This window comes from Silvibacterium dinghuense (assembly GCF_004123295.1).
Lineage (GTDB): Bacteria > Acidobacteriota > Terriglobia > Terriglobales > Acidobacteriaceae > Silvibacterium > Silvibacterium dinghuense.
This window is the reverse complement of record NZ_SDMK01000004.1, coordinates 15,749-33,440: the sequence shown is the minus strand read 5'-3', so window position 1 is coordinate 33,440 and position 17,692 is coordinate 15,749. Positions and strand designations below refer to the sequence as shown.

The 17,692-nt window shown below is 57.7% G+C and carries 9 protein-coding genes; 8 read left to right on the top strand and 1 reads right to left on the bottom strand.

From position 1 onward, the window contains the following. Positions 1 to 39: 39 nt before the first annotated feature. The 6 genes from ESZ00_RS16395 (at position 40) to metH (ending at position 9,729) form a co-directional block, all read left to right on the top strand. Complete coding sequence (locus tag ESZ00_RS16395; protein ID WP_129209415.1) at positions 40 to 1,686, top strand: glycoside hydrolase family 28 protein; 1,647 nt, start codon at positions 40 to 42, stop codon at positions 1,684 to 1,686. Positions 1,687 to 1,699: 13 nt separating this feature from the next. Continuing rightward, complete coding sequence (locus tag ESZ00_RS16390) at positions 1,700 to 2,896, top strand: glycoside hydrolase family 27 protein (protein WP_129209414.1); 1,197 nt, start codon at positions 1,700 to 1,702, stop codon at positions 2,894 to 2,896. Between the two features lie 351 nt (positions 2,897 to 3,247). Further along, entirely contained in the window at positions 3,248 to 5,188 is a 1,941-nt protein-coding gene (locus ESZ00_RS16385; RefSeq protein WP_129209413.1) for an NHL repeat-containing protein, read from the top strand. A 178-nt stretch (positions 5,189 to 5,366) separates the two neighbouring features. Continuing rightward, complete coding sequence (locus ESZ00_RS16380) at positions 5,367 to 5,798, top strand: hypothetical protein (protein ID WP_129209412.1); 432 nt, start codon at positions 5,367 to 5,369, stop codon at positions 5,796 to 5,798. A 107-nt stretch (positions 5,799 to 5,905) separates the two neighbouring features. After that, on the top strand, positions 5,906 to 7,012 hold the full coding sequence (locus ESZ00_RS16375) for a homocysteine S-methyltransferase family protein (protein WP_129209411.1): 1,107 nt from the start codon (positions 5,906 to 5,908) through the stop codon (positions 7,010 to 7,012). Continuing rightward, on the top strand, positions 7,009 to 9,729 hold the full coding sequence (gene metH, locus ESZ00_RS16370) for a methionine synthase (RefSeq protein WP_129209410.1): 2,721 nt from the start codon (positions 7,009 to 7,011) through the stop codon (positions 9,727 to 9,729). The genes ESZ00_RS16375 and metH overlap by 4 nt, the downstream gene beginning before the upstream one ends. 106 nt (positions 9,730 to 9,835) lie before the next feature. Here the strand turns inward: metH and ESZ00_RS16365 are convergent, their stop codons facing one another. Continuing rightward, on the bottom strand, positions 9,836 to 10,057 hold the full coding sequence (locus tag ESZ00_RS16365; RefSeq protein ID WP_129209409.1) for a toxin-antitoxin system HicB family antitoxin: 222 nt from the start codon (positions 10,055 to 10,057) through the stop codon (positions 9,836 to 9,838). 710 nt (positions 10,058 to 10,767) lie between these two features. Here ESZ00_RS16365 and ESZ00_RS16360 point away from each other — a divergent pair. Continuing rightward, a complete protein-coding gene (locus tag ESZ00_RS16360; RefSeq protein ID WP_129209408.1) occupies positions 10,768 to 16,296 on the top strand; it encodes a beta strand repeat-containing protein in 5,529 nt (1,842 codons plus the stop codon). A 43-nt stretch (positions 16,297 to 16,339) separates the two neighbouring features. After that, entirely contained in the window at positions 16,340 to 17,656 is a 1,317-nt protein-coding gene (locus ESZ00_RS20370; protein WP_229741130.1) for an OmpA family protein, read from the top strand. Positions 17,657 to 17,692: the final 36 nt, after the last annotated feature.

The window sequence follows — 17,692 nt, the reverse complement described above, 5'->3', positions numbered from 1 at the left end:
GCAAATGACGCGGAACGATAAGAAAAGCGGAGTGGATGCATGATGTCGGGATCAGAGCTTGGCAGGCGCCAGTTCCTGCGGCTCTCCGCGTTGGGGGTTCTGCCGGCTGTATCCTCGGTTTCGAGCAAGCAGGTGGTCGATGTATCCGAGATGGGAGCGCGGGGGGATGGTCGCACGCTGAATACCCACGCTCTGCAGCGAGCGATTGACTCAGTGCATGACGCGGGTGGGGGCGTGGTTGTACTTACTCCTGGGATATTTCTCTCCGGTGGCCTCATGCTTCGCAGCCGTGTCACGCTTCATCTTGAAGCAGGCGCGGTTTTGCTCGGAAGCACGAACACAGAGGACTATGAATATCATCCTGGGCCGCCTGTGGAGGGTGATGCCAACGGACGGCACCTGATTTTTGCGTTGGATGCTGAGGACATCGCCGTTACAGGGCAGGGAACAATCGATGGGAATGGAGCGGCCTTCTGGCATCGCAAGGGCCGGCCCGCGCCACGCGGAGAGGATCTATGGGGCGATGTGATCGCGTGGGATTATGAGCCTGCCACGCAACGCCGTCCTTCACCGATGCTGGAATTCGCACGTTGCCGGAATCTCCGCATCGAAGGCATCACGTTGAGAAATGCTGCGGGATGGACGCTTCGTCCGGTAGCCTGCGAATCGGTTTTTATCCATGGCATCCGAGTGCGTAATCCTGTTTATGCACCGAATACCGACGGCATGGACATTACAGCCTGTCGGAATGTCTTCGTCTCCGATTGCGACATCGCTACAGGTGACGACGCGATCTGCATCAAGAGCGAAAATCCGTATGGAGAATTGCTGCCGACGAAGAACATCACTGTGACTAATTGCGTGCTCTCTACCTGCTGCAACGGCTTCAAGGTGGGTACGGCTACACATGGCCGGGTGGAAAATATCGTCTTCAGCAATTCTGTGATTTATAACGACGACTCGACTCCGCTGAATCAGCGACTGACGTCGGGTATTGCGCTCGAGATTGTGGATGGCGGTGCGATGCAGGGTGTGACCATCTCGAATATTCGTATGGAGAACGCCCGGACACCTCTCTTTATCCGTCTGGGCAGACGAACACCTGGTGCGGGTTCTTCCTTGCGCAATCTACGCATTGATGGATTGCATGCGACGGGAGCGATTCTTACCAGTTCCATCACCGGGCTCCCGGGTATGCCTGTGGAAGATATCGTTGTCTCGAATTCCAGCTTTTATTCAGGAGAGCATGGCCGCGCGAGTTGGGCACAGAAAGAAGTTCCGGAGCAGTCGGAGAAATATCCGGAAGCTCGCATGTTCGGCCGACTTCCGGCTTCTGGTCTGTATATCCGTCATGCGCATGGTATTCGTCTCCACAACTTAGAATGCCTCTCGTCGTCCCCGGAGGAAAGAGCCACGCTCGTCTGTGATGATGGAAGCGATCTGGAGATACATGCACTGCGCAGTGCGGCGCCGGATTCTCCTGCCTCTATCATTCAGCTTCACAACTGCAAGGACGTCTTTGTGCATGGCCACCGTGCTCCCGCGATGACCGGTGCCTTTCTCCGTGTTTCAGGTGGCGAGTCTGCAGGCATTTCTCTTGTAGCGAACGATCTGTCGCGGGCTGCAGCTCCTGTTGCTGTTGTGGCCGGAGCTGCTCCGGCTGCGCTGACCTCGCATCCTCTCTAAGAAGGAAATTTTCATGAACCGTGTTCTTCGTTCTGTGCTTTCTTTGCGCTCCTGCTGCCTGGCCGTCCTCTCGATGCTTGCCATTGTGTCGTTGCATGCGCAATCCACACTTGCGCCTACTCCGCCGATGGGCTGGAACAGTTGGAATCACTTTTACCAGCACGTGACTGACGCAGATGTGCGCGCGGCTGCCGATGCCATGGTCTCCAACGGCATGCGTGATGCCGGATATGTCTACGTAAATATCGATGATGGCTGGCAGGGTTCGCGCCTGCCGGATGGCACGATTCAGAGCAACAGCCGCTTTCCTGATATGAGGGCTCTGGCTGATTATGTGCATGCCCGCGGCATGAAGCTGGGTATCTATTCTTCTCCTGGTGCCAGGACCTGCGCGAAATTTGAAGGCAGCCTCGGGCACGAGCAGCAGGACGCGCGCACTTATGCTGCATGGGGTATCGATTACCTCAAGTATGACCTTTGCAGTTATGGCGATGTGTTGCGTGCAGCAGGTAAAGGAGATGTTGCCGCTGCATTTCCATTGCAAAAAGAGGCTTATCGGAAAATGCACGATGCGCTTGTCGCAACCGGACGGCCGATTGTGTTCAGCCTCTGCCAGTACGGCATGAACAGCGTATGGGAGTGGGGTCCGGAAGTGGGTGGAACACTCTGGCGCACTACAGGCGATATCTCCGACAGTTACGATCGCATGTCTCTCATCGGTTTTCAGCAGGCAGGCCTGTCGCGATACGCTCGTCCCGGTCAGTGGAATGATCCCGACATGCTGGAGGTTGGTAACGGCGGCATGACGTTCGATGAGTATAAGACGCACATGAGCTTGTGGGCCATGCTGGCCGCGCCTCTGCTTGCGGGGAATGATCTCAGCAAGGTGAAGCCGGAAGATCTCGCCATTCTTGAAAACAAGGATGCCATTGCCATTGATCAGGACCCTTTAGGCAAGCAGGGAGATCGATTCTCCGCAGTGGGGCCTTACGAGATATGGCGTAAGCCGCTTGCTCATGGCCGTCAGGCGATTGCTCTATTCAATCGCGGCGAGCTTGCGCATACCATGCAGGTTCCTCTCCATGATCTGCAGGTTCCCATGCATGCGCATGTGCGGGATGTATGGGCGGGTAAGGACCTCATCGCATCTGAGAACTACTCTGTTTCAGTTCCCAAGCACGGGGTGGTTCTTCTGCTCGTCGCTCCTTAGGCGCTGTAACGGAATAAGAAGGCCGCTTTCATCTCGTGGAGAGAGATGCATCGTGCGTCTGTTGCTCTTTCGCAGAGTGAAATGCGGCCTTCCAGCCTCTCTTTATCCACTCTGGATTTCCTTTATTTCGCAGGTGTTCCGTCCTTTCGTGCGGATACCCTGTTTGCCGTGAAGGCCGATATCGGGTGCGCAGAGTGAGACGGATGAGCGCCGCTCATCCATTCGCAATCGTTTCTTGACGGGCTTTTCCAGCGCCCATTAGAACGCTCTTCGCCGAGAGTCAGACTCCCCGATGCAAGCGCTGCCTGCTCCCGGTCCGCCCCGGCGGAATTTATTGAGGAGCAGTCCCCCATGCTTTTCCGGAATTTGAGAATACGCCTTCTCTGTGTGTTTCTTGGCGTCGCGCTTTCCCTTCTCTATGCACACCTCAGTTATGCCCAGTACACAACGGACTGGCTGGCGAATACCTATGGTCTCGACGCCTCGCATGTTGGCAATGCCGCTCGTTCGATGTGGGTGGATCCGTCAGGCGTGATTTATACCTCCAGCCTCTGGGATGAAGATGCAGGCGGAGTCGGCATCTATCAGAACGGAGCCACACTTGGCTCCATGGGTGCCCATAATGAATTTCAGGGCAGCGCGATCACGGGCAATGACACGGACCTTTTCGTGGCCCTTGCTTTTAATAGCTCGCTGGGCGGAAGCGGACTTGTCGGACGTTACAACCGTTCCAGCCAGACTCGCGATCTGGTGATCGCCGTGAGTGCCGATACGACAGAGGAGAAGGCGGATGTCATCACTGGAATCACCACCGCCGGTGATCTTCTCTACGTAAGCGACTATCCCGGTAATCGTGTTCGTGTTTACACCACGGATGGGGCGTGGCAGCAGGACATCAGCGTCGCGTCTCCCGGTGCGATTGCGGTGGATAGTTCCGGCAATATCTGGGTAGCGCAGAAGGCAAGCGGTGCGATTCAGGAGTTCAACGCAGCAGGCACGGCGGTTACGACCCTCAGTCTTGCTTCCACCGCTCGTCCAGCTTCGCTTTACTACGATGCAACGAATGGAGAGTTGCTTGTAGGAGATGAAGGGCCGGATATGAATATCAAGATATTCGACATCAGCGGCACTCCCACGCTCCTGAGCACATTCGGCACGCTCGGTGGATATCTGGATACAACCACGGGCACCAAGGGGCGCGTCGGGGATAAGCGGTTCACGCGCGTGCATGGCATCGGCAAGGATACGGCCGGGAATCTATATGTCCTCAACAATCCCTGGGGCGGTACGTGGGATCTCGGACGCGATGGAGGAACGGATATCCATGCCTATGACAAGACCGGGGCTTTGAAGTGGAAGCTGCAGGGCCTGAACTTCGAAGCTGTGGTCGCTCCCGATCCAGCTACGGATGGCGTGTATTTCTATAGCGGCAACAATATTTACACCGGTACAGCCGGAGGCTCATTCATCGCCAATACCATTGACCCGTTCACTTATCCTTCCGATCCACGCATCGATGTGACCGATCCTCAGCGCGGAGAAGATTTTGGCCAGATGGCTTATGTGAATGGCCACCGGCTTCTGGTTGCCAATGGCCAGAACCCGGATATCTTCTACCTCTATTACTTCTCGGATGCGAATGGTGATATTGCTATCCCAGTTGGATCTATCCCCGGTACGCTCTTCAATACAACAGCTCGCATTCGCGATGGCTTCTGTATCGATAGCAAGGGTGATATATGGGCCGGCCTGGATAAGACGAGTGCCATCTGGCACTATCCGCTTGCCGGCTTTGATTCGACTGGCAAGCCGACTTGGGGAGCGGGTACTTCGACGCCGACTCCTGCCTCTATCGGCACTCTTACGCGCATCATCTATCTGGTGGACTCCGACACCATGATCCTCGCTTCGGGGATTACCGGCAGTACGGACTGGACCGCAATCGGAACGCGTGTCGAGGTCTACCATGGCTGGCAGGCGGGTAATACCTCGACTCCCAATCCAGTTATCACACTCACTGGCACCAATCCCAAGACCATAGCCGCTGCCGGCAACTACCTCTTTGTCGGATACGTGCATACTGTTCCGAATATCGATGCGTATAACTTGACGACCGGTGCTAACACCATTACGTTCACGAACAGCAATACCAGCGCCGTCTCCGTCGGCAATGATGTCGACTCGATGTACGGCATTCGCGCGTATCTGCGCTCCACGGGGGAATACGTCGTCACCAAGGACAACTACAACAGCACCAATGTTGTGGTCTATCACTGGACGCCTTCGTCCTAGACGCGGCTTGCATCTTTCTCGGGCCCGGAGCATGTCGACTCCGGGCCCGAGGCTTTTTGATACATTTGTCGAGCGGTGAACGTGCCGATGTCGTGGCACAGACTGTTGTCTAAGGGGAGAGAAGATGCGGATCAGGATGGTTCTCGCGACGGTCGCGATCATAGGTTCAGGAGTTTGTATGGGGAGTGCGCATGCGCAGGGACGCGATGTGCCAGTGCCGGCTTCCTGCAGCCCGCAAGTGAATGCGGGGCTGCAGCAGATGATTCGCAGTCATCCCAGAGGCTACGTGGAAAACGTCATGGCATGCGGTGTCGCTACGGGGACGCGAGTAAACCATGGAGGCCGGCACGGCTCGCACCACATTATTACGCTGGATGTGACTCTTCCGCAGGATGGAGCAGTGAAGATCCAGGTTGCGATCAATGATGCGCTGGATGGCACGGTTTCAGCCAATGCCGGTGACTCGGTCTTCGCCTACGGGCAGGGCTATGTCACCGGCGGCCTTTGGGTTGCGGGGATTCACGATGTTCACTGCTCGACACATCCCACGGCGGACAATGGCTGGGTCGTGGTGAATGGAGCCAAGACTCCGAATTCCTGTTCGCGATAGAGGCAGATGGATCTGGTTTTCTTCGTGCAAGCGACGATGCCCTTGCCGGCTCCGGCAAGGGCATCGTCGCAGATGAGATAATGGGTACAGTACTTTACCTGAAAACCATGAATCGTTCGCAGCATCCTCTTCAGGCCATTCTTGAGCAGAGAATCGCCATCATCGACGGCGCCATGGGCACGACCATCCGCACCTACGGGATGAAGGAGGCCGACATCCGCGGGGATCGTTTCCGGGATGCGCAGAAAGACCTGCTCAACAATGGAGACCTTTTCAGCCTGACGCAGCCGGAGATGATTGGCGATATCCATCGGCGTTTTCTTGAAGCCGGAGCCGACATCATCGAGACGAACACCTTCGGCGCTACCAGCATCGCACAAAGCGAATTTTTTGTGGATGATCCGCGCGAGCATGGCGGGAAGAAGGATCCAGCCTTCTATCAGAAGATCATCGAGGACGCATCGCTCCGCGATCTCGCCTGGGAGATCAATGAACAGTCGGCGCGGCAATGCCGCGAATGGTCCGACCGCATTGCGAATGCTACGGGCCGTCCGCGGTTTGTCGCAGGGGCGATCGGGCCATTGACGGTTTCGCTCTCGAATTCACCGGATGCCGACGATCCCGGCTTTCGCGTAGTCACCTTCGACCAGGTAAAGCAGGTGTACGCCGAACAGACACGTGCTCTGATTGCCGGCGGCTCCGATCTACTGCTTGTCGAGACGATTTTCGACTCATTGAATGCGAAAGCTGCGCTTGTCGCCATTCAGGAGGTTTTCGAAGAGGATGGCAAGACTCTGCCGGTGATGGTTTCCGCCGCGGTTGGACGCGGTGGCGAAACCATGATCTCAGCACAGACGATTGAAGCATTGTGGAATGCGGTGCGGCATGTGAAGCCGCTCTCGATCGGGCTTAACTGCTCGCTCGGACCGGACCTGATGTATCCCTTCCTCGAAGAGCTGGCCGCCAAGGCGGATACGGCTGTCTCGGCCTATCCCAATGCTGGTCTGCCCAATCCGCTGTCGCCGACGGGATTCGATCTTGAGCCGGCTGACATGGCTCGCTATCTCGGCGAGTTTGCGGACGGTGGGCTGATCAATATCGCAGGCGGATGCTGTGGCAACACGCCGGAACACATCGCGGCGATTGCAAAGGCACTCGAGGGGAAGGCGCCCCGCAGTCTGAGGCGTGAAGCGTTGGTGGAGAGCGAAGGATGAGCAGTCTCCCATCGATCGAACCAAGACCTCTACGTCTTTCCGGATCGCAACCTTTCACGCAGCAGCCCGGTGTCTACATCATGATCGGCGAACGCACCAACGTCGCCGGATCGCCGAAGTTCGCCAAGCTGATTAAGGAAGGGAAGTACGAAGAGGCAGTAAGTATTGCCCGTCAGCAGGTAGAGAATGGCGCCAACGTTATCGATATCTGCATGGACGAGGGCATGATCGATGGCGTTGCGGCTATGACGCGCTTTCTGCAACTGCTGGCCAGCGAGCCGGAAGTGGCGAAGGTGCCCTTCATGGTGGACTCCTCCAAGTGGGAGGTTGTTCATGCAGGCTTGAAGTGTCTGCAGGGCAAGGGCATCGTAAATTCTATCTCGCTCAAGGAAGGCGAGGAGAAGTTCAAAAGCCACGCTGCAACGGTGCTGAAGTATGGTGCTGCTGCCGTGGTCATGGCCTTCGATGAGCAGGGACAGGCTGCGGATTACGCAGATAAGATCCGTATCTGCGAGCGTGCCTACCGCATCCTTGTAGATGAAGTTGGATTCGCGCCGGAAGATATTATCTTTGACCCGAATATTCTGACCGTCGCCACGGGTCTTGAGGAACATAACAACTACGCGGTGGACTTTATCCGCGCAACGCGCTGGATCAAGGAAAACCTGCCGCATGCCAAGGTAAGTGGCGGCGTTTCGAATATCTCCTTCAGCTTTCGTGGCAATAACAAGGTGCGCGAAGCCATGCACTCGGCTTTTCTCTATCACGCCATTGCCGCAGGCATGGATATGGGGATTGTGAACGCCGGTATGCTCGAGGTGTACGAGGAGATCGAGCCGGAATTGAAGGTGCTGGTTGAGGATGTGCTGCTCAACCGCAGACCGGATGCGACCGAACGCCTGGTGGATTTTGGAGAAGCGCTGAAGGCGGCGGGCACAGGCAGCGCTGCTGCTGAAAAAAAGACGGAAGAGTGGCGGCATGGCACCGTCGAGGAGCGTCTCTCTCATGCGCTGGTGAAGGGCATCGATACTCATATCGATGTCGACACGGAAGAAGCGCGCGCCAAGCTGGGACGCCCTTTGCAAGTGATCGAAGGCCCGCTCATGGCGGGTATGAGTATTGTCGGCGATCTCTTTGGCGCAGGAAAAATGTTCCTGCCGCAGGTGGTGAAGTCGGCCCGCGTCATGAAGAAGGCAGTTGCCTATCTCACGCCGTTCATGGAGGCCGAGAAAGAGGCGATGGCCGCAGCCGGGATCGAAGTCAGAACCCAGGGCAAGATTGTGCTGGCCACAGTCAAAGGCGACGTTCATGATATCGGCAAGAACATCGTTGGTGTCGTGCTGGCATGCAACAACTATGAGGTCATCGACATGGGCGTCATGGTCCCTGCCGAAAAGATCCTCGAGCGTGCCAGGTCAGAGAATGCCGACATTATTGGTCTGAGCGGGCTGATTACTCCGTCGCTGGATGAGATGGTGCATGTGGCGCGGGAGATGGAGCGGCAGAGCTTTAAGATCCCACTGCTGATCGGCGGCGCAACGACAAGCCGCGCGCATACGGCGATTAAGATCGCGCCTCATTACAGTGAGCCGGTGGTGCACGTGCTTGATGCAAGCCGTGCTGTGCCGGTAACGACGAGCCTGCTGAGCGAAGAGAACAGGCAGGCCTTCGTAGAGAAGCATCGGGCAGAGTATGAAGCAGTAAGAAAGGCCCACGCCGCACCTCGCCAGAAGACAGTCCCGATTGAAGAAGCGCGTGCGCGGCATACGCCGATCGAGTGGCGGATTGAAGATATCGCGCAACCCTCATTTACCGGCGTGCGCGTACTCGAGGATTTTTCGCTCGCAACGCTGCGTGAGTATATCGATTGGTCACCTTTCTTCCATGCCTGGGGATTGAAAGGGATCTACCCGCGCATTCTCGAGGACGAAAAGCAGGGAGCCCAGGCACGCCAGATCTTCGCCGAAGGCAATGCGCTTCTGGACCGGATCATTGCTGAGAAGCTGATTACGGCACGGGGTGTGTATGGTATGTTTCCGGCGAATGCTGTTGGCGACGATATCGAGCTCTATACGGATGAGGCACGTTCAACCGTACTCGAACGATTCCACTTTCTCCGTCAGCAGGCCAATCGAGAAGGTTCCGATCCGTGCCGCTGCCTCTCAGACTTTGTCGCACCGAAGGATACATGCCTGCCGGATTATGTCGGAGCCTTTGCTGTCACGAGTGGGATCGGCTTGCGCGAGCTTTGCGATCTCTTCCGGGCACAGCATGATGACTACAGTGCGATCATGGCCGAGGCACTCGCGGATCGTCTCACCGAAGCATTTGCGGAATGTCTCCACCAGCGTGTCCGGAATGAGTGGGGTTATGGTCTCGAGGAGCGCTTTACGAATGCCGAGCTGATTCGGGAAGAGTATCGTGGCATCCGTCCGGCACCTGGCTACCCGGCAAGCCCGGATCACACGGAAAAAGGAACGCTCTGGGAGCTGCTCGATGTTGAGGCGAAGACCGGCATCCTCATCACGGAGTCCTTTGCCATGTGGCCCGGATCGAGCATTAGTGGCCTTTACTTTGCGCATCCAGAGTCGCGTTATTTCAGCGTTGGCAAGCTCGGCCGCGATCAAGTTATCGACTATCAGAAGCGCAAAGGGATGTCTCTGCGAGAGGTCGAGCGGTGGCTTGGGCCAAACCTGAATTACGACCCCGAAGGCTGATCCCTTCTCGACATACTTTCTTTAGTTTCGTGATGCCTCTCAAGAGCCTGTCCTTGTGACCGTGGTGGGAGAAATTCTTGTCGTCTGCTGCTTAAGCATGAAAAGCTTAAGCAGGTTTCTCCTCTTCGCTCTGGATGACGATATTCCGGGGTGCGGAACCCTCGGAGTCCTGTACGTGCTCCAGGCGGGTAATTTTCTCCGCGACAGCCAGAGTGATGAAGTGATTGAGCGAAATGCCCTCGCGCTCTGCGAGATTGATCGCTTGTTGCCGCATGGTCGGGGAAAGGCGAAGCGGAAAGCAGTGGTGGCGTTTATACTCATCAGCCATTCATAACTCCTGACTCACTGATACTGCCTCCGCATATTTTCGGAGGCAGCGCGATTTCAAAAGTACTGTGCATCTGCATGCTTGGATATTTGTCGAATACAAGTAACGGCGTCAAAGAGGCAATCTGCTCTTATCTTGGTCATGTGTGGGATTTGGATTTGCAATCGTTCCTGTTGCGTTAAAGACGCCTGATAGAGTTAGGATCGCAAAAAATATATCTGTGTGATCTGGGAGTGTAAATGATAATCCGTGTCTTTCGGATTATTCATGGATAGAAGGCCATTCCCGCATTTCTTAGTTGCGAGCTTTCCTGCCTTGCTCTTATTTGCTCATTTGTACAGTGTCGGGTCGGTAAGTGCTTGTCTTGATGGCCTATATGGGTGGAATGCTATCGCCCTGCCACGGGTCATATCGCTACTTATGTCACGCGCGCTTTTCTATCTGCTCGGACAGTGATGTCATCCGTGATATTGAAACGTGAATATTTCTTCTTTCTGATGTTGTAAATGTTCCTAGCGGACATACTATGGGCTGGACGTAAGTAACCAGATCGTTAGGTACTGCCTGTCTTCTTGATGTACTTCGCTGCGTGAATCGTATGCGTGGCCTTGTCAGCGAATTCTTCGCATAAGTGCTTATGGCTATCGAACTGCGGCTCTCAGCCGCTCGCGAGGCCGTGTGCCTGTGATCAGTCAAGGAGTCATACCCCGATGTTTAAGGCCAAACCTTTCCTGTCGTCCCCCGAAAAAGTAGATGCGAGTTATAGCTCCCGCCTCCTGAAGATAGCTCGAAGTGGTGTCGGCATAAGTGCTGCCCTGCTGGTATCCGCTTTTACGATTGTTCTTGCGGGCTGCGGCGCGAGCGGCTATGCCGGTAATGGGATTACTTCGCTCTCTGCATCTTCGATCACGATGGATGCGGGCCAGTCGGTTGGCATTACAGCGAATCTTTCCGGGACCGAGACGATTTCCTGGGCCATTGCTGGAGCAAGTTGCAGTGGGAGCGCATGTGGCAGTCTCTCCGCCACTACCGGTACGGATGTGACCTATACTGCTCCGTCGGGCATCACATCGCAGTCGCAGGTTACGTTGACGGCTGGCATTGCGAATACCTCGAATTCGCGCACGGTCAGCGTTACAGTCAACCCCGATCCGAAGATTAGCGGATCGCTGCCCGCGGGCACGGTTGGCACGGCATACTCAGCGACGCTTACGCCGAGCGGCGGCACGGGCACGCTGACGATGAGCCTCGCGAGTGGATCGCTGCCGGATGGTTTGACCTTCAATGCCAGCACGGGTGTGATCTCGGGTACTCCGACGACGCAGGGCACATCGACATTTGTGGTGCAGGTTGTCGACCAGAGCGTGACGCCCTATACCGCGACGGTAAACGAGACCATCACTGTTTCTACTTCCGGTACCACGACGCCTTTGACGCTGACCGGTGGCGTACAGCCTCCCGGCACGGTTGGTGTTGCATACACGACTTCGCTGACTGCAAGCGGCGGTGTGACGCCTTATACCTGGAGCATCGCATCAGGCACGCTGCCTGCCGGGCTCACGATCTCTGCTTCGACCGGAGTGATCTCTGGTACTCCGACGACAGCGGGATCTTCGACCTTCGTTGTCCAGGTGCAGGATTCTACCGGCGCTACAGCCACGGCCTCGGCGTCGATCACCGTGAATGCGGCAACTAGCACGCTGACTCTCACGACCACGACGCTTCCCAACGGCACGGTGGGCGTCGCTTACAGTGCGACGATCGGCGTGAGCGGTGGAACCTCGCCCTACAGCTGCGCGATCACCAGCGGCACGCTGCCTGCAGGACTTTCGCTGAGCGGCTGCACGGTGAGCGGCACTCCGACAACAGCAGGTTCTTCGACGGTTACAGTGAAGGCGACCGATTCGGCAAGTCCGGCGAATACCGTCACTGGCCCAGAGACGATTGTGATCTCTCCGGCCACCTTAACTTTGACCAGCACCACGCTGCCGAACGGCACGGTCGGCGTTGCCTACAGCGCGACGATCGGAGCCAGCGGTGGAACCTCGCCCTACAGCTGCGCGATCACCAGCGGTACACTGCCTGCGGGCCTGTCGCTGAGCGGTTGCACGGTGAGCGGTACACCGACAACAGCGGAGACGTCGACGGTCACGGTGAAGGTGACCGATTCGGCGAGCCCCGCGGATACAGTCAGTGGCCCGGAGACAATTGTGATCTCTCCGGCGAACCTGACTCTTACGACAACGACACTGCCGAACGGCACGGTGGGCGTGGCTTATAGTGCGACCATCGGCGCGAGCGGTGGAACTTCGCCCTACAGCTGCGCGATCACCAGCGGTACGCTGCCTGCGGGCCTGTCGCTGAGCGGTTGCACGGTGAGCGGTACACCGACAACAGCGGAGACGTCGACGGTCACGGTGAAGGTGACCGATTCGGCGAGCCCCGCGGATACAGTCAGTGGCCCGGAGACAATTGTGATCTCTCCGGCGAACCTGACTCTTACGACAACGACACTGCCGAACGGCACGGTGGGCGTGGCTTATAGTGCGACCATCGGCGCGAGCGGTGGAACTTCGCCCTACAGCTGCGCGATCACCAGCGGTACGCTGCCTGCGGGCCTGTCGCTGAGCGGTTGCACGGTGAGCGGTACACCGACAACAGCGGAGACGTCGACGGTTACCGTAAAGGTGACGGACTCGGGAAGCCCCGCGAAGACAGCCACGGGACCCGAGACCATCGTGATCTCTCCGGCAACTCTTACCTTGACCAGCACCACGTTGCCGAACGGTACGGTGGGCGTTGCGTATAGCGCGACCATCGGAGCCAGCGGTGGAACATCACCCTACAGCTGCGCGATCACGAGCGGCACGTTGCCTGCAGGCCTTACGCTGAACGGCTGCACGGTGAGCGGTACGCCAACAACAGCGGAGACGTCGACGGTCACGGTGAAGGTGACCGATTCGGCGAGCCCCGCAGATACAGTCAGCGGTCCGGAGACGATCGTGATCTCTCCAGCGGCCTTAACCCTGACCAGCACCACGCTTCCGAATGGTACGGTGGGTGTTGCGTATAGTGCGACGATCGGTGCCAGCGGCGGAACATCACCCTACAGCTGCGCGATCACGAGCGGTACGCTGCCTGCGGGTCTGGCACTCAGTGGTTGCACCGTGAGTGGCACGCCGACGACAGCGGGCACCTCGACAGTCACGGTGAAGGTAACTGATTCCGGAAGCCCGGCAAAGACAGTTACTGGCCCGGAGACGATCGTGATCTCTCCGGCAACTCTTACATTGACCAGCACCACGTTGCCGAACGGCAAGGTAGGCGTTGCGTATAGCGCGACAATCGGTGCCAGCGGCGGAACCTCGCCCTACAGCTGCGCGATCACCAGTGGCACGCTGCCTGCTGGCCTTACTCTGAGCGACTGCACGGTAAGCGGTACGCCGACGACTGCGGGAAGCTCGACTGTAACCGTGAAGGTGACAGATTCGGGTAGCCCGGCGCAGACGGTCACCGGCCCGGAGACGATTGTGATTTCTCCGGCAACTCTAACCCTGACCAGCACGACGCTGCCGAATGGCACGGTAGGAGTGCCCTACAGTGCGACCATCGGCGCCAGTGGAGGCACTTCGCCGTACAGCTGCGCGATCACCAGCGGCACGCTGCCGGCAGGCTTGATCCTGAATGGCTGCACGGTAAGCGGTACGCCGACCACGGCGGGAAGCTCGACTGTAACCGTGAAGGTGACAGATTCGGGTAGCCCGGCGCAGACGGTCACCGGCCTGGAGACGATTGTGATTTCTCCGGCAACTCTAACCCTGACTAGCACCACACTGCCGAATGGCACGGTAGGAGTGCCCTACAGTGCGACCATCGGCGCCAGTGGAGGCACTTCGCCGTACAGCTGCGCGATCACCAGCGGCACGTTGCCTGCTGGCCTCACGCTGAGCGGCTGCACCGTGAGCGGCACGCCGACCACAGCCGGGTCTTCCACCGTTACTGTGAAGGTGACGGACTCCGGAAGCCCGGCGCAGACGGCAACCGGTCCTGAGACGATCGTGATCTCGCCGGCGAGTTTGACGCTGACCACCTCTACGCTACCGAATGGTACGGTAGGCATCGCTTATAGCGCCACGATCGGCGTAAGCGGTGGCACCTCGCCTTACAGCTGCGTGATCAATAGCGGCACGCTGCCTGCAGGTCTTACGCTGAGCGGCTGCACGGTAAGCGGTACGCCGACGACAGCGGAGACGAGTGTTGTAACTGTGACGGTGACAGATTCGGAGAGCCCGGCGAAGACGGTGACTGGTCCCGAAAGCATCACCATTAACCCATCCGGTACGCTGACCCTTGCGGCGACGCTGCCGAATGCCATCCTGAACACCCCGTACTCCTATACGCTGCAGGCCACCGGCGGCACGGCGCCTTACACCTACGCCGTGACGACGGGAACTGTTTCGGCAGGCATTACGCTCGCCTCCGACGGCGTTCTCAGTGGCACGCCGACGGCAGCGGGTGCTAGCAGCTTCACCGTTACCGTGACCGACAGCAAGGGGGCCACGGCCACCGACAACCTGATCCTCCTGGTCGTGTATCAGTCTTCTCCGAACGACTCGGAGCTTACCGGTCCCTATGCGTATCTCTTCCAGGGATATGACGACGTGGTGGCCGGAGTGCTTGCCTACCAGACGGCGACCGTCGGCAGCTTTACCGCGGACGGAACCGGTGGCATCACGGCCGGCGAGCTGGATGCGAACCATCAGTCTTCGGCGCCTGCCGGAACCACGGTGGCAACGCAGACATTCCTTGGCACCTACATCGTGAACTCCGACAGCCGGGGCTTCATCACCATCACAACTCTGAATTCGGACGGCACGACCGATCAGACCTTCACCTATGCCATCTCGCTCAAGGCTCCTGTATCGCCGGCGACGGTCTCCACGCAGGGCAGCCTGATTGAGTACGACGACGACCAACTGGTAGGCACCAAGGGCAGCGGCTCGCTCCTGGCGCAGACCACCTCCGCTTACTCCGCCGGACTCAAAGGCAGTTATGCCTTTGGATTCTCGGGTGACACTCCCTGCCTGGTCTCCTGCACCATTGGCATCGCTTCCGGGCCTGTGGCGACGGTAGGTCAGTTCACCACGGACGGTGCCGGTACGATCAGCACCGGCGCGGCCGATGCCAACATCGCGAGCGTGAATTTCCCGAATGCACCGCTGACCGGCAGCTACGAGGCTGCCGACCAGAATGGGCGACTGGCGATGACGCTCAGTAACTCCAGCATCTCTGACGGTGTATATCCGTCGGACTACGCGGTCTACATCGTGAATGCGAACGAGGCGTTCGTGATGTCAACCGACAAGCACTCCGCCTACTCTCTGCTGGCCGGCACGGCGCAGCTGCAGACCATGAGCAGCTTCTCGAACACGGATCTGAATGGGCCGTTTATCGGATATGAGAATGCACAGTCCGATCCTGGCCTGCTCGGAACCACACTGCAGAGCGTACTCAACTTCTCCACCGCAACCATCTTCCGCGCCAGCGGCGACGGCGCGGGCACCTGCAATACGACCAACGTGGATAGCGCGGGTCTTACCAGCCTGGTGGATAACCTCACCGGCCTCTCCAACTCCAGCACGCTGCTGCAGGCGTTGCTGGGCAACTCCACTGCAACCGGAACGTCTACCTGCGAGGTTGCGAGCAATGGACGCAGCGAGCTGGACTATCCTCAGCCGCCGAGCCTGATTGCTACGCTGCTTGCCATCCTTGGTCTGCCTACAGGGCCGCCGGCACCGCGCATCGTCTATCTCACCAGTCCTGGAACCGGCTATTTCCTCGAGAGCAGTTACGCCGGTCTCGGACACATCGAGCAGCAGACGGGTTCGCCGTTCAGCCTGTCGACACTCGATGGAACGTTCGTCGATTCCACGATCCCGGCAAGTTCGCTGGCCAGTATCAATACGTCGGGATATTTCACTGCAAATGGAGCCGGTAAGGCGAGTTACACCCTCGACATGAATGTCGGAGTGGGCACGATCAATGTGCTGGAACTCGGCGAAACTACCACCACCACCTATACACTCTCTGATCCGAACAGCAACACCACCCCGGCAACGGCAGGACGCTACCTGCTCGGAGACGGCACAACCGTGATCTACGCCATTTCTCCTGACAGATTCGTGTTGCTCAATACGAGTCCGTTGACGACTTCACCCAGCGTGTCGCTGCTCTATTGAGCAGCGGCACGCCAGATCTGAATGTTCAAGATAGGAGAAAAGGATGATCCGCTCGAAGTTGTTAATTGGTCTGCTTATGCTTGCCGGGGGAGCCGCTGCTTATGGGCAGCGGGCCACTCCCCAGGATGTCGATTACACGTCGCGCTTTGATCTTGCCGGCGGCTACAACCTGATCGATGCCAATGCTCCGCCTGCATCCTGCCAATGCTTCACGATGAATGGCGCATTCGTAGAAGGCGACTTTAACTTCAAGAAATGGCTGGGCGTGGCGGGCATGGTCACTGCCGGTCATGCCACTGACATCAGCACGCTGGGCCAGAACCTTACGCTGATGACCTACATGGGGGGGCCGCGCTTTTTGTGGAATCATTCCCGGCTGACAGCGTTTGGCCAGTTCCTCGCTGGCGGCGCGCGCGGTACGGGATCTTATTTCCCCACCAGCACTGGCTCGAAGAGCAGTGCCGAGAGCTTTGCCTTTTCAACCGGAGGCGGACTGGATTTCAATCTCACGCCGCGCATCGCAATTCGTACCTTCAATGCGCAGTATCTTCGCACCGAGTTTCCAAACGGCAGCAATGGCTCGCAAAATCAGCTTCAAATCAGCACGGGCATTGTCTTTCGTTTCGGCGGAAATCACATAGCACCGGCGCCGCCGATGCGTGTCCCTCCGGAAACGCGTTCGGAGATCGAGTTCAACTGCAGTGTCGGTGCGCAGGAAGTATCGGCAGGCAATGCGGTCCAGGTAATCGGCGAGACGATGACCTTGCCAGACAAGCTGGATGTCACGTACTCGTGGACCAGCAATGCCGGCGCGATAGAAAGCACCGGCCGCATGGTCACGATCGATACTTCGCATCTCGCGCCCGGAGTGTATCGAGTCGATGGGCGTGCATCGCTTGTCTCCAATCCATCCGTGAGCGCGACCTGCCAGGCCTCATTTCATGTTCGGGAGGAAGCCGTAGCTCAAAATTCGACACAGCCGGCGGAAGTGATTGTGCCTCCTGCCGACATGGATGACTTTCACAAGCATGTCGTGGATATGTTCTTCAGTTACGACAGCTCGCATATTCGTTCGGATGAGCAGGGAGGGATCGCGCAGGATGCTGCGTATCTGAATGCGCATCCGGATCTCAGCATCACGATTGCAGGTTATGCGGACGAGCGTGGCTCGGCAGAATACAACATCGCCTTGGGGCTCAAGCGTGCCACAGCAACACGCAAAGCACTGGCGGAAGCCGGTGTAAACAAGTCACGCATGAAAGTATTGAGCTATGGGAAAGAGAAGCCGTTCTGTACGGAAACGACCGAAAGCTGCATGCAGCAGAACCGGCGCGCGCAGCTCGTTCCAGATGGTCAGTAAGGTTTGCGTTTCATCCACATGAAGAAGTGGTCTCTG